The organism is Achromobacter sp. ISS7 (assembly GCF_056523125.1).
The window spans coordinates 2470105-2482674 of the sequence record NZ_JAWRZD010000001.1 but is presented as its reverse complement, the minus strand read 5'-3'; the positions used below and the strand labels follow the sequence as shown (position 1 = coordinate 2482674).

Sequence of the window (12570 nt, the reverse complement as noted above, 5' to 3'; positions counted from 1 at the left end):
CCTCGTTGAAGGGTCACGTTGCCGCAGAAAGGAGAACTGTGTAATCGGCTCGACAACGTCGGGGTTACCGTCGCGCGCCGTGCCGACGCGCAATCTGGTTGGAGCTCGATTCTTATTGAGAATGGGAGTTGTTTATGGCAAGAGCCGTCCGACTCTTGTCCCTGGCGTAATTAAATCGGACGAAATCGACCTGTGATAAGCAGGTATGGCAACAGAGGGGCATGCTTTCGCGACGGCAGGTTTGCCCCGATCCTGCCAGGCACGAGCGCCGTTTTACGCCCACCGATCGAAGCTGTAGATCACCGCCGCCGTCGTCACCAAGAGGCAGGATGCAACGTTCCCGCGTTTGTTGGATACGGCTGGGTGCGATCAGTTGGTCGCGCCTCTGCTCATTGCATCAGCTGGACCAACTCGGTCAACGCCCGCTCGACGTCGTAAGCAAATTCTGCGAAATCCGTGGCGGGATTCAACGTGCCGTCATGCCGGATAACATCGTCCGACAGGGTGATCGCCGGTGCTGTCGTGACAACACGCATCTTCAATGCCTCGGCGACCTGTCGCAGTTGGTTGGCGCATTTGGTTCCGCCGTGTCCTCCGTATGTCACGATGGCCGTTGGCTTCGTTCGCCATTCGTAATAGAGGTGATCGATCGCGTTCTTCAGCGCTGCGGGATAGCCCCAGTTGTACTGCGGCGTGACAAAAACCACGGCGTCGCAGGCTGAGATTTTCTCGCTCCATGCACGTGTGTTGGGCTGGGCATACGGTGTGCCCAGGGCGGGCAATCCCGGCTCGTCGTCCATGGGCAGGTGCCAGGCTTTCAGGTCTACGATCTCGTAGGTCGAGTCCGTGCAAGTCCCGCCAATATCGGCGACCCACTGTGCGATCGTGGGGCACTTTCGTCCCGCACGTGTGCTTCCCATGATAACGAGCACCCGTTTTGATTGGCTCATCGGTTATCCCTTAGTTTGTTGAAATCAACTTCGTTGCGGACCGTGCCGGCGCCATCAACGGAACCAGGCACAGTGCCAATAGCCCGACCGCGGCCATGAAGACGAAAGCGTCGGCATAAGCGAGCGTTTTGGCCTGCTGTACAGCAGTCCGCGCGAGTAGCGCTTCGGCCATGCTACGCGCTTGCGTGGCTTCCTCCCCCCGCTGAATAAGTGAGGTCGTCACTGACGTCATCCATTCATTGACTTGCAGGGACATCGAATACAGGTGGTCGAACAACTGGCTGGAGTGCAATTGTTCCCGCCATGCCAGAACCGATGTGACGATTGTCACGCCCAGCGACACGCCGAATTGACGGAACGTCATGTACACCGCGACGGCATCCAGTTGTACTTCTTGCGGGAGTCTCGCAACCGTTCCACTGGCGAGCGCGGACAACACCGGCGAAAGACAGAAGGCATACAGCATGAGCGGCAGCGCGAAATAGCTATATGGCGTTTCGGTCGTGATCAGGCGCGACATCAGCGACATGGAGATCGTCAACAGGATGAATGCGAACGCAAGCACCTTGCGTGGTCCAACCTTGCCAATCGAGCGTGTGACAAGGGGGCGAATGGCCGCGGCGGTCAATGCGTAGATGCAGAGAATACGGCCTGTGTGGGTCGCATCCAGTCCGGGGGAGCAGACCGTCCTCAGAAATTCCGGCAATGCATAGGTGCTGCCGGACACGATGATGCCGACCAGCACCCCGAGTACCACCGACGCGGCGACATCGCGCTGCCGAAGAAGCTCCAGGCGAAGCAGCCGAGCGTCGTTGCGGCCATGCAGCTGCCATCCCACGAACAGGACGAAAGCCATGAGCGCGACGCAAGCGAATCCCCGGATTTCCCATGAACCGAACCAGTCCTTCGCCTGCCCCCGGCTCATGACGAATTGCGTGCATGTCAGGGCTACCGCGAGCAGTAGAAGTCCCGGTGCATCGACACTACGGGCGCGTCTGTCGGACGGGCGGACGACCTTCGGGAAGTGACGCTTCAGTAGCCAGATGGCCGCTACGGCGACGATCACGTTCGGCGCGAAGAGAAGGCGCCATGTGTATTGGTCGGTGACATATCCGCCCAATAGCAGCCCCAACGCCGTCGACAGATAGATCATGACGGAGATGCGCATCATTGACACGCTGCGTTGCGGTCGCGGAATCAACAGATAGACGGAGCCTCGCCACCACATCGCAAGGCCCGCGCCAGCAAATCCCGAGACGGCACGCCACAGCAGCATGGTGCTGAAATCCGTGGCGAACGCGCATCCCAGCGATGCGATCGCGAACAAGACGATGCTGCCCAGGATGTAGCGCAAGTAACCGATATGTCCGGCGAGCCAGACGGAAACGGCCACGCCCCAAAACAATGTGGTGCTGAAAGCGATCAGGAGCCAACTGGCTTCATCCTGGGAGACGCCGAATGAGCCCGCCAAATCGGGAAGCACGAGATTGACGGCATCGAACGTATAGAACTCCATCCATGCCGTCAGCCCCAGCCCGGCGACCAGTCCGGTGTGCTTCCCGCCGTCTTGGGATTGCGGCGCGCGGGCGGTCGACAACGCGCTGGCAGGCGCGGATAGGAAAGGTGCCATATTTGCGAAATTCGGAAGTAACTAAGCCGAAGCACCATGTTGATCCAGCGATGGGGTTCCCGAAACCCACGGATGTGCACAGGTTATTTCCGATTAGTGGAAGAATGGCGAGGGCGGTGCTAGCATGCCATTCGATACGTGCGCCGTCGCCACCCGACAAACCACCCGGCAGGAGACCTCTCTGGACTCGATTTCCGAACTTGAGCTTTTTCAGGCGATTGTTGAAAGGGGAGGGATTTCGCACGCGGCCGTGGCGCTGCATTCCTCGCCTGCCGCGGTCAGCCGACGCTTGCGACAACTCGAGACGCGCTTGGGGGTGTCGCTTGCGAATCGCAGCACGAGACGTTTCGATCTTACCGACGAGGGGAGGTTGCTATACGAACGCGCGGCGGCGATTCTCGAGTCGGTGCGCGATGTCGAATCGGAGGTCTCTTCGCGTGGGACGGTCGCGCGTGGTCTCCTGCGCGTCGGCGCGCCGTCCGATCTGGGGCGTCGTCAGCTATCGACATTGCTGGCGCAATTTGCGCGTCTTCATCCGGGCCTCGAAATCACATTGCTCCTGTCCGATGCCGGCATCGAAAACATGCTGGACGGCTGCGACGTGGTGCTGCGTTTTGGCTTGCCGAGCGATGAAGGCATGGTCGCTCGTAAAGTCGCGACGTCTGAAATGCTGATTGTGGCCGCGCCGTCGTATCTGGAACAGCACGGCCATCCGGCCACGCCGGAAGACCTGAGTGCCCACAATTGCCTTCGTCTGTTCCGACGGCACCGTGTCCCGGGCCCATGGCGGTTCATGCAGCAAAGCGGATGGCTGGACGTCCATGTGAAGGGGACCTTGGCCAGTGCCGATGGGGCCGTCTTGCGCGAATGGGCGCTGGCCGGAGAGGGGATCTCGTGTGAAGCTGCGTGGGATGTGGCCGAGGACCTCGCTGCGGGTCGACTGGTCCGCTTGCTCCCGTCTCATGCGATGCAGGGCATTGAGCTGTATGTCGTGTTTGCCCCCGGGAACCCCGTTCCTCCGCGGATTCGGCTGCTGGTCGATTTTTTGACCCGCGAATTTGGCCACGATCTCCGGCAAATTTAGGAAGCCACTTCGAGCTCACGACCGCTTGGGTTGTTTCGCTGAGCTAAGCCTGGCAACTACACGGGTGCCCACGGCACAATTCAATCCATGACGCTTGAGGATGCGGGAATGCAGGCAAAAGATGCACGTGCCAGATGGCAGGCGGAGCAGTTGCAACGAGTTGGCAGGGCTCTTCATGATGCGGCCAAGTCCATGAGGATGGGGGCGATGCCGGAATCGCCGTTCGGACTTACCGATGAGGGCTTTGAGGACTATCGAGGGATTACGCTCGCTGAAGCGGTCCGCTACCGGAATATCGAAAGGGTTGATCTCTCTGACGCCCTGTTCAAAGACGGGGCTAGCATCAATGAGTCCGAGGCAAAGGGGTGCAAGTTTGAGCGCATCGATATGCGCAACGTCTTCGTGAGAAGGAAATTCGATTCGTGCAGCTTTGTCGGAGCGAAGCTCAACGGCGCGCGATTGGGCGGGGAGTTTATTGACTGTGACTTCTCGCGCTCGAATCTATCCAAGTCCTTTGCGACCGACTGCAAGTTTGTCAATTGCAAATTTTCCGGGGCAAATCTCTCAAGTATTCATTTCATCAGTTGTGTATTCGATGGATGTGACTTTACGGAAGTCAAGGTCATTTCCGGGTCAGTGGCGAAGAGCAGGTTTGTGGGTGGCGTTGCCACGGAACAGCTTCGAGGCTGTATCACGGATGGGGTCGTGATTAGTTAAGGGGATCCAGCCAACCTATTGATGCCGCCTCTTTCTTGAGCGCGGCCATGAACGACGGAACATCGAGGCCTTTAAATTGATATTTATTCAGGGACTCTTCCGTGTAGTCGAAAAAATAACCGGCCACGATGGACCTCTGTTGCGCCACATTCATGTCCTTCAGCAGATCCTCTGAAAGACACATATCCAGGTAGAGAACGGACTCCGCCTTCGAAAAGCGCCGCGACGATTTTCTGCCGATCTCATCTGGAAGGCAGCGAAAAACGAAGAACATCTCGATGTTGATTGATTGGAAATGCGACTCCAGGGCAGGAAATATCGAATCAAGTTCGTTTGCAATTTTGTAGACACTGGTCGCACCGCTTGTGTCTGTAGACAATCCAAATTTCATTGCGCCGTAACTCCTTCGCTTATTTTCCGCTGGAAGCAAAACTTTGCAGTTCAAAAAACCCAATAAAAAGCAGCAATCCAAAACCCAGTGACAAGCGGCGCATTCAATTTCTCCATGTTGATCCGCACGAAGTGGGATTAGCCGAAAAATACCACAGCGATTTCAAGCTTCGACCGATTCCTTGGGGCACTGCAATGCCTACGCCGCTGCGGGACGGCAGGACGGCACTGCCTGCGGGGGTACGCCGAGTCCCAGGGAGGGATCGCATCGCGTGCTATTCGGCGGCCTTTACATCGACTCATAACTCGGTACAGAACGCAAGCATCCAGCACGGGTGCATCCCAGCCCTTCGAGTACTATCGCCAGTGATCCTGTCGTGTCCCCATTTAGGATGCAGATCACCCAATAAACGGAGAAACCGAATGCGCCTGAAGGCCCTTGCACTGTGTTTGATGACTGGATTCGCCGCCACCGCCGCTGCCCAGGACAGCACTCAGACATTGCAGCAAGCCTTGACGCAGATACCGCAGGCGGTGCTGTCATCACCCCAACCGATGCAGATCTTCTTCATGGACGTGCAAGCCTGGCGAGGCCTGGAGAAAACCGGGCCGACCGCTGACGGCATGCGCCGGCTGGCGATCGCGCAGCCGATCCGTCCTCTCGAATCCATCGGCCATGGCCTGGACGCGTGGTCGGATAACGCGAAAGTGCCGTTCGACGAGGTGTCGTATTTCGCCGGGTTTGGCCAGTCGCCTTCCAATATCAGCTATTGGGGGTTGAAGAACAAACAGGCCGTCGGCAAGTTGGTTGCCAATCTCAAGCAGGTCGACTTTGTCGCGGTCGACGGCGATGCGCCGGGTCTGATCGCCAATGGCGAAGCCGGCAGGATGGATATGCAAAAGGCCAACGCGAAGAATCCGTGGCGCGGCATGATGGGGCAGGCCAGCTTTGTGCTGCCGCTCGATACGGCGTTGATCCAGGCGTCTTCGGCGACCGGAATGAAGACGCTGGCCCAGACCGCGCCGTCGGTGGCGGATAGTGAAGTCGTGGCCGCCTCGCTGGCCGGCCTGAAGGAGGGCGTGCCTGCGGACCGGGGCCAGATCGTGCAGGCCGCGGTCATTTCCCCCGTCCTGGGCCTTGCCGCCGTCGATCCGGCAAAGGTGCTGTTGTCGACCAATGGCGATAGGGATATCGCGAAGCAGAATCTCAAGGCCGCCGTCGAGGCGAATGGCCGGGGTATTCCGCCGTATTTCTCGGGGATCCTGGCCGATGCCCAGATCAATAACCTGCCCGCGGTCGTGATTTCCCTGGCGTATGCCGATTGCGCCACGGCCAAGCAGGCCGTCGACGGGATCCGCGCCGCGTGGAAGGAAAGCATGACTGGCGCGAAGGATGCCAAGGTCGCCGGCACCACGGTCCAGGCCGGCAAGCTGTGCGCCGCGGTGGTGAGAGTGACCGCGCCGGCGGCGGAGAATGCTGGCAATCCGGTGCTGGCCGAGGTGATGAATCGCTATATGCGGCGCGAGTTCACCGTGCTGCAGATTGGCACGGCGCGCTGATCGGACCCCGCTTGGGGGAGCGCGCCGTGCGTCGCGATCAGGCGGTCGTGGCGTTCGCCAATTCCCCCACCGCAATCGCGATCTTCCCCCGCAACCCATTGTTCGCGCTCTCCAGCCGCGCGTGCGCCGCCGGAATATCGGCAAGCGAATACACCGCGCCTACATGCGGCCGCAGTTGACCGCGCTCCACCAACGCGCTCAGCTCATCCAGCTTGCCGCGATTCTGCCGCGTGAACACGAAGTGGAAGCTGGCGTTCTTGCCCCATGCCTGGATCAGGTTCTGCGGCTGGGCGATATCGACAATCGAAACCACGCGCCCTAGCTGCGCCAGCACGTCGGGGCTGCGCGACAGCGTGTTGCCGCCGATGGTGTCGAACACAACGTCGACGCCGCGCCCGCCGGTCTCGCGCAGGATCGCGTCGACGTAGTCTTCCTTTTCGTAGTCGATGGTGACGTCGGCGCCCAGGCCGCGCACGAATTCGGCATTGTCGTCGCGCACGGTCGTGAAGACCCGGGCGCCGATGGCCTTGGCGAGCTGGATCGCTACATGGCCGACGCCGCCGGCGCCGCCATGCACCAGGATGCTTTCGCCGACGCGCAGCCCGGCGCGCACGATCAGGGCTTCCCAGGCGGTGCCGCCGACCAGCGTCAGGCTGGCCGCTTCCAGATGGCTCAGGGAGGCGGGCTTCTTGCCGACGATGCTTTCGGCGGCGACGTGGTATTCGGCGTAGCTGCCGGGGCCGTCGAAGATCTGCGGGGTGTACCAGACCTCATCACCGGGGGCGAAGGCGGTCACGCCCGGCCCGACAGCTTCGACCACGCCGGAGACGTCGTGGCCGGTGATGGCGGGCAGGGGCACCAGGTCGGGGTAGTCGCCGCGGCGGACCTGGTAGTCGAGCGGGTTGATGGAGGTGGCGTGGACGCGGACCAGGACCTGGCCCGGTTGCGGCACGGGCTTGGGCACGTCGCGCAGTTCAAAGGATTCAGGGCCGCCGAAGGCGGTGAGGACGATGGCTTTCATTGAGGAGTTCCTTATTTCGATAAAACGGGATATCGGGAAATGCCGATGTCAAAGGGCAAAAAAAAGGCAACGGTAGGGCAAAGCCACGACACCCTACAGCTCTTTTCCGATGATCTCGGCCAGGGCGCTGATGGTGGCTTCGTTGCGCTTGTAATACGTCCACGAGCCGATGCGCGTGGCTTCGACCAGGCCGGCGCGTTGCAGCGTGGCCAGGTAGTCGGAGACGGTGGACTGGGACAGCCCGACGCCTTCCTGGATGCTGCTGACGCAGACGCCGACCGTATGCACGTCCCCTTCGTCCTGCGGCGGGAAGCTGTTCGCGGGATCCTTCAATCCCTTCAGGATTTCAAGGCGCGTGCGGTTCGAGAGGGCTTTGAAGACGTCGAGCAGGTCCATGGATTGGCATGATATCGGAAATTCCCGATATGTCAATATGAAGATCCGGCGCGACCGGATCTTCGTACGTGACGGGGCAGGGCGATGGCCAGCCACGTCCGCAAAACCCGTCGGCCCATCAGCCCATCAGCCCGGATTCATCGCCGCGAAAATGGCGTCGTACGTGCCATCGCGTTCCGCCCAGCGCCGGGCCTGATCGCGTTCAAGCAGCAGTTCGCCGTTGGGATGCTCGCCGCGCTCGAGCCGCTGCATCACTTGTTGGATGTAGTCGTGGATCGGCATGGCGCGGGGATCGGTGGCCTGCCGGGCGCCCGTCAGGGCCGTCTGGACGTAGGGCGGGGACAGCTCCAGCACTTCCACCGGCACGTTGCGCAACTGGTGGCGCAGCGAGGTCAGCCACGAATGCAGGAATGCCTTGCTGGCGCAGTAGGTCGGGAAGCTGGCCAGGGGCAGGAAGGCCAGTGCCGAACTGGTGGCCATCAGGGTCGCGTTCGGCTGGCGCTTGAGTTGCGGCAGGAAGGCGGCGGTCGCGCGCAGCACGCCGAGGATGTTTGTGTCGACGATCTGTTCGGCGTCGGCGCCGTTCCAGTCGTCCTGGGTGACATCTTCGGGGCGCGAGATCCCGGCGTTGGCGATGAGCACGTTCAATTCGGGAAAGCGCGCGCGGACCTTGTCGGCCAGGCGCGCCAGCGAGGCGGGGTCGCCCAGGTCCAGCGGCAGGCCGATGAGGCCGGGGCGTTCGGTGGCCAGGGCGTCGAGCTGGCGCGGGTCGCGGCCGGTGACGATGACGCGGTTGCCGCGCTCGTGGAAGGCTTCGGCGAGCGCGCGGCCGATGCCGCGGGTGCCGCCGGTGATCAGGATGGTGTTGCCAGTCATCTTCATGGGGTTGCCTTTTCAGCAGGATGTTCGAGGAACAAGGCTGCTGCGGCGCGACGTCTGTGCGCGCGGGCGCCGCGAGGCGCGCGCGTGGTCAGGCCCGTCGCGTGTCGGGCGAGCGGGCAGGAACGAAGCGGGGAGTGCATTGCCGCAGCACTTGTGCTCCGGGTTTCCTCTGCTGAGGCCCTCCCGGTCGTGGGCGCGTTGGATGACGATAACGCCTGCGGCGAAGCCATGGACATGGCTGCAGGCGGACTTTAACCGCGCGGCCCGCCAGCGTCAACGGGTGGCCGGGCGCGCCAAGGCGCGGGATCTAACGTGGCAAGCGGTAGATGCGCCCGGAGGATCCCGACACGGAGGTCACGTAGATTTCCGGTTTTCCCGTGACCGAGACCGCCAGGTTGGAGTGATGGTCGCCGGGCACGTCGACCGACTTCAACAACGTCCCGCGCGCGTCCAGCACCCAATACCCGCCACCGTTGAACAAGGCGATGTACATCGATCCGTCCGCTCCGATGCGCACGCCGTCGGGCGTATGGCGGCCACGGGACGTGGCGGGCGCCAGGGCATCGAGGCGCGCGAAGATCTCGGGAGGGTTCAGCGACCCGCTGGCGGCGATGCGGTAGCGCAGGATGCTGTCCGTGCCGCTTTCGCCGACATACAGGAGCTGTTCATCGGGCGATAGCGCGATGCCGTTGGCGTTGTCCAGGCCGCTGGCGACTTCCTCGGCGACGTCGCCGCCGGCGCGCGCGAGGAATACCTTGCCTTGGCCGGGGCGGTCGCCCGACGCGGTGAAGTAGAGGTCGCCGCGACGGTTGGCGACGAGGTCGTTGGGCCGGCTGAATCCTTCGCCGCCTGCGTGGCGGATCGTGCCGAGACGGGCGCCATCGAGCGCGAGTTTCTCGACCACGCCGCCGTCATAGCAGGCGACCCACAGCGTGCCGTTGGCGGCGGCCAGGCCGTTGGCGCCGCAGCCGGGTAGGCGGGCGACCACCTTGTAGCCGCCGGCAGCGAGCTTGTTCACGGTCGAGGCCTGGTAGTCGACGAAGTAGAGGGTCTGGTCGACGAGGATGGTGCCTTCGGGAAAGCCGAGGCCGTCGGCGGCGACGTTCGGCGCCGTGGATTGGGCGCAGGCGCTGGCGGTCAGCGTCGCGGCGAGAAGCAGGCTGGAGAGCAGTCGGGACATGGGGGAATTTCGCAACGTGGGGTGAGGAGGACCGGCCGGCGGCCGGGCGAGGCCGCCAGCCGGGTGGCTCATGGCCGCATGATGACGCGACCGAAGGCCTGTCGCGACATGACGTAGGCGTGCGCGGCCTGCGCATCCCGCAAGGCAAACGTCCTGTCGATCACGACTCGCAGTTCGCCGCTGGCGACGCGTTCCAGCAGCGTCTGCACGCTGGCATGGACGCGGGCATGTTCGCGGTCGAGCAGCGTGGGGAAGAAGACCCCATGCAGGCTGAGGTTGCCGCGCCACAGGCTCACCGGATCCAGTTTGTCCTGGTCGCGTCCGGAGACGCCCACCGTGACTAGCTTGCCCTTGTAGGCGAGCGCCTGGACGCCTCGCGCCAGGGTGCTGCCGGCGATGCTGTCGATGATGAGGTCGACGCCGCGGCCATGGGTCAGCGTAGCGACTTCCTGGACGAAATCCTGGCGGGCGTAGTTGATGCCGGCTGTCATGCCGTAGTCGGTGAGCCGCGTCAGGCGGGTGTCGTCGGAGGCGGTGGCGTACACCGTCGCGCCGGCGCGATGCGCCAGTTGTATCGCGGCCAGGCCGAGCGCGCCCGCTCCGGCGTGGATCAGGACGGATTGCCGGGCCGTGAGGCCGCCCGCCGCGAACAGGCACTCGTGGGCGGTGCCCCAGGCGACGGGCACGGCGGCGGCCACGCTCAGGTCCAGCGCGTCCGGAATGATCCAGGTGTCGGCGGCGGGTGCGGCCACGCGTTGCGCATGCGAGCCCCAGCCGAGCACCGCCACCACGCGGTCGCCGGGCTTGCGGTCGCGCACGTCGGCGCCCACGGCAATGACGGTCCCGGCGCATTGATAGCCGACGATGTGCGGCACGCGCGCCAGGGGGCGGATTTCGCGGTTGATGAGGTCGCCGCCCTCCACCGAGATCGCCGCGATGTCGATCAGCACGTCGGCGGGGCCGCACAGCGGGTCATCGACGGTTTCATAGCGGAACACGTCCGGGGGACCATTCTCGTAGTAGACAGCTGCTTTCATGGAGATGCTTCCTTTTATGGGGATGGCTATTGCGCGGCGATGGGCACGATCGCGCCGATGCGCCAGCCCGCTGGCGTGCGCACCGCGACTTCGTACACCAGGTAGGTGGCGGTGCGCGCGTCGGCGGGAGATTGCCCCAGGGTGATCCGCGTGGGGGCGTAGAGCTGGGCCACGTCGGCCGTCAGGGGAATGACGCGTAGCTGCGCCAGGTCGGGCTCGAATTTCCACACCCCTTTGAAGGTCTCGCGGAAATGCTCGATCACGGCGGGCTTGTTCCAGAACTGGTAGGGCCGCGCCACGAAGGTTACGGGGTCGCCAAATTCACCCGGCGCCACGAAGACCGCGCTGAAGGCGTCGAGGTCGTGCGCGGTGGCCGCCTCGGCCTGCCGCTCGAAGACCGCCCGGACCTGCTGCCGGTCCGTCTCGGAAAAGGTGCCTGCCGCCGCGCCGGCGGTGGCGCTGGACAACGCGGCGCTTGTGAGGCCTGCCAGCAGCACGGCCCTGAGTGTCGTTTTCATACGGGTTCCTCGTTATTGCGCGGGCACGGGCAGGATGGCGGTGAAACGCCAGCCCTGCGCGGTGCGCACGGCGAACTGGTTGATGAGATAGGAAGCGGTGGTCGCCGCTTTGCCGGGCGCGCCGAGCGTGACCCGGGTGGGCACATAGATCTGCATCGTGTCATCGCTCAGCGCGACGATGCGGCTGCGCGACATGTCGGGATCGAGATGCCAGGTGCCTTTGAAGGTCTCGACAAAATGCGCCATGACCGCGCGTTTGCCCCAGAACTCGTAGGCGCGGGCCACGAAGGAGACCGGCGATGACGCGTCGTCCGGGCTGTCGGCCAGGACGGCGTCGAGCCTGGCGAGGTCGTGCGCGTTTTCCGCGTCGACCTGTTGCAGGAACAGCGCGCGGACGGCCGCGCTGTCGGGGGCGGGAGCCGCGTGGGCGTATGCGCTGGCGCCCAAGGCGGCGCCAATGACCGCGGTCGCCGCCAGTCGGATCACGAGGAATCTGCTGAACATAAATGGCCTTATATGCCCATATTGAGAAGATCGCGAGGACGTGGGCGCGCCGCGCGAAGGGGTCGGTATCGTGGTGGGGAGGAGAACTAGCCGGGGACGTCCAGGTCGAGGGTGGTGATGCGATGCATGATCCGGCGCATGGCCAGCGCGTCCTCTTTGCCGAACGCGGCTTCGAATTGCTGCTGGGCGCGTTGCCAGGCCATCCGGCCGGCGGTCTCGGCGTCGCGCCCGGCGTCGGTCAGGGCGATCTCCCGTTCGCGGCGGTCCTGCTTGCCGATGGCAATGCGGACCAGTCCATCGCGTTCCAGGGGGCGCAGGTTGTGGCCCATGGTCGCCCGATCGGTGACCAGGGATTCGGCCAGTTCGGCGATGGTGAGCGGGCCGCGCATGGCAAGCAGGTTCAGGACCGCGTACTGGGTGTTGCGCAGGTCGACCTGCGCCAGGCACGCGTCATAGAACCGTCCCAAGTGACGCGCCGCCTTGCGGATGGCGGTGCTGTTGCAGATGCCGGGGGGAAGGTCTTTGGGGCTCATGGATCAAATCGGTTGCGGTGTGCGGAAATATTATGGGCATATAAGTCTATTTGTCAACGCACGGCGGTCGCGGCGCGGCATAGTGGCAGGCAGCAGGGTACAGTTGCACTAGACTATCGCGACATTGAACCGCCGGCCGACGTTGTGACCGGCTCCCAAATACATTGC

At 63.2% G+C, this 12570-nt stretch carries 14 protein-coding genes; 3 read left to right on the top strand and 11 right to left on the bottom strand.

What is annotated here, in order from left to right:
- Window positions 1–389 precede the first annotated feature (389 nt).
- Both AC1HFW_RS11235 and AC1HFW_RS11230 read right to left on the bottom strand, forming a co-directional pair.
- A complete protein-coding gene (locus AC1HFW_RS11235) occupies window positions 390–950 on the bottom strand; it encodes an NADPH-dependent FMN reductase (RefSeq protein WP_479283324.1) in 561 nt (186 codons plus the stop codon).
- Window positions 951–960: 10 nt separating this feature from the next.
- Window positions 961–2580 carry a DHA2 family efflux MFS transporter permease subunit gene (locus AC1HFW_RS11230; protein WP_479283323.1) on the bottom strand — a complete coding sequence of 540 codons (1620 nt, stop codon included), beginning with the start codon at window positions 2578–2580 and terminating at the stop codon, window positions 961–963.
- A gap of 124 nt (window positions 2581–2704) precedes the next feature.
- On the opposite strand from AC1HFW_RS11230, the gene AC1HFW_RS11225 reads away from it, so the two are divergent.
- On the top strand, window positions 2705–3664 hold the full coding sequence (locus AC1HFW_RS11225; protein ID WP_479283321.1) for a LysR family transcriptional regulator: 960 nt from the start codon (window positions 2705–2707) through the stop codon (window positions 3662–3664).
- Between the two features lie 87 nt (window positions 3665–3751).
- A complete protein-coding gene (locus AC1HFW_RS11220) occupies window positions 3752–4381 on the top strand; it encodes a pentapeptide repeat-containing protein (protein ID WP_479283319.1) in 630 nt (209 codons plus the stop codon).
- Here the strand turns inward: AC1HFW_RS11220 and AC1HFW_RS11215 are convergent.
- Window positions 4374–4772, bottom strand: coding sequence for a hypothetical protein (locus tag AC1HFW_RS11215; RefSeq protein WP_479283317.1), 399 nt, complete (start codon window positions 4770–4772; stop codon window positions 4374–4376). The two genes, AC1HFW_RS11220 and AC1HFW_RS11215, sit on opposite strands and share 8 nt — an antisense overlap.
- Before the next feature lie 422 nt (window positions 4773–5194).
- On the opposite strand from AC1HFW_RS11215, the gene AC1HFW_RS11210 reads away from it, so the two are divergent.
- A complete protein-coding gene (locus AC1HFW_RS11210) occupies window positions 5195–6331 on the top strand; it encodes a hypothetical protein (RefSeq protein WP_479283315.1) in 1137 nt (378 codons plus the stop codon).
- A 37-nt stretch (window positions 6332–6368) separates the two neighbouring features.
- Here AC1HFW_RS11210 and AC1HFW_RS11205 read toward each other — a convergent pair whose 3' ends face one another.
- The 8 genes from AC1HFW_RS11205 to AC1HFW_RS11170 all read right to left on the bottom strand — a co-directional run bounded on the left by AC1HFW_RS11205 (window position 6369) and on the right by AC1HFW_RS11170 (window position 12402).
- On the bottom strand, window positions 6369–7352 hold the full coding sequence (locus AC1HFW_RS11205; RefSeq protein ID WP_479283313.1) for a zinc-dependent alcohol dehydrogenase family protein: 984 nt from the start codon (window positions 7350–7352) through the stop codon (window positions 6369–6371).
- Window positions 7353–7445: 93 nt separating this feature from the next.
- Complete coding sequence (locus AC1HFW_RS11200; protein ID WP_054434467.1) at window positions 7446–7748, bottom strand: ArsR/SmtB family transcription factor; 303 nt, start codon at window positions 7746–7748, stop codon at window positions 7446–7448.
- A 126-nt stretch (window positions 7749–7874) separates the two neighbouring features.
- Entirely contained in the window at window positions 7875–8630 is a 756-nt protein-coding gene (locus AC1HFW_RS11195) for an SDR family oxidoreductase (protein WP_479283310.1), read from the bottom strand.
- Window positions 8631–8937: 307 nt separating this feature from the next.
- On the bottom strand, window positions 8938–9810 hold the full coding sequence (locus AC1HFW_RS11190; protein ID WP_479283308.1) for an SMP-30/gluconolactonase/LRE family protein: 873 nt from the start codon (window positions 9808–9810) through the stop codon (window positions 8938–8940).
- Window positions 9811–9878: 68 nt separating this feature from the next.
- A complete protein-coding gene (locus AC1HFW_RS11185) occupies window positions 9879–10847 on the bottom strand; it encodes a quinone oxidoreductase family protein (RefSeq protein WP_479283306.1) in 969 nt (322 codons plus the stop codon).
- Window positions 10848–10873: 26 nt separating this feature from the next.
- Complete coding sequence (locus AC1HFW_RS11180) at window positions 10874–11365, bottom strand: YybH family protein (protein ID WP_479283304.1); 492 nt, start codon at window positions 11363–11365, stop codon at window positions 10874–10876.
- 12 nt (window positions 11366–11377) lie between these two features.
- On the bottom strand, window positions 11378–11869 hold the full coding sequence (locus AC1HFW_RS11175; RefSeq protein WP_061070889.1) for a Cif family virulence factor: 492 nt from the start codon (window positions 11867–11869) through the stop codon (window positions 11378–11380).
- An 86-nt stretch (window positions 11870–11955) separates the two neighbouring features.
- A complete protein-coding gene (locus AC1HFW_RS11170) occupies window positions 11956–12402 on the bottom strand; it encodes a MarR family winged helix-turn-helix transcriptional regulator (protein ID WP_061070890.1) in 447 nt (148 codons plus the stop codon).
- Between the last annotated feature and the right edge of the window lie 168 nt (window positions 12403–12570).

Bases quoted from the DNA above. Each gene is read 5' to 3' on its own strand.
- AC1HFW_RS11215 (WP_479283317.1), bottom strand. From the start codon at position 4,772: ATGAAATTTGGATTGTCTACAGACACAAGCGGTGCGACCAGTGTCTAC.
- AC1HFW_RS11180 (WP_479283304.1), bottom strand. From the start codon at position 11,365: ATGAAAACGACACTCAGGGCCGTGCTGCTGGCAGGCCTCACAAGCGCC.
- AC1HFW_RS11170 (WP_061070890.1), bottom strand. From the start codon at position 12,402: ATGAGCCCCAAAGACCTTCCCCCCGGCATCTGCAACAGCACCGCCATC.
- AC1HFW_RS11205 (WP_479283313.1), bottom strand. From the start codon at position 7,352: ATGAAAGCCATCGTCCTCACCGCCTTCGGCGGCCCTGAATCCTTTGAA.
- AC1HFW_RS11175 (WP_061070889.1), bottom strand. From the start codon at position 11,869: ATGTTCAGCAGATTCCTCGTGATCCGACTGGCGGCGACCGCGGTCATT.
- AC1HFW_RS11220 (WP_479283319.1), top strand. From the start codon at position 3,752: ATGACGCTTGAGGATGCGGGAATGCAGGCAAAAGATGCACGTGCCAGA.
- AC1HFW_RS11235 (WP_479283324.1), bottom strand. From the start codon at position 950: ATGAGCCAATCAAAACGGGTGCTCGTTATCATGGGAAGCACACGTGCG.
- AC1HFW_RS11200 (WP_054434467.1), bottom strand. From the start codon at position 7,748: ATGGACCTGCTCGACGTCTTCAAAGCCCTCTCGAACCGCACGCGCCTT.
- AC1HFW_RS11190 (WP_479283308.1), bottom strand. From the start codon at position 9,810: ATGTCCCGACTGCTCTCCAGCCTGCTTCTCGCCGCGACGCTGACCGCC.
- AC1HFW_RS11185 (WP_479283306.1), bottom strand. From the start codon at position 10,847: ATGAAAGCAGCTGTCTACTACGAGAATGGTCCCCCGGACGTGTTCCGC.
- AC1HFW_RS11195 (WP_479283310.1), bottom strand. From the start codon at position 8,630: ATGAAGATGACTGGCAACACCATCCTGATCACCGGCGGCACCCGCGGC.
- AC1HFW_RS11210 (WP_479283315.1), top strand. From the start codon at position 5,195: ATGCGCCTGAAGGCCCTTGCACTGTGTTTGATGACTGGATTCGCCGCC.
- AC1HFW_RS11225 (WP_479283321.1), top strand. From the start codon at position 2,705: ATGCCATTCGATACGTGCGCCGTCGCCACCCGACAAACCACCCGGCAG.
- AC1HFW_RS11230 (WP_479283323.1), bottom strand. From the start codon at position 2,580: ATGGCACCTTTCCTATCCGCGCCTGCCAGCGCGTTGTCGACCGCCCGC.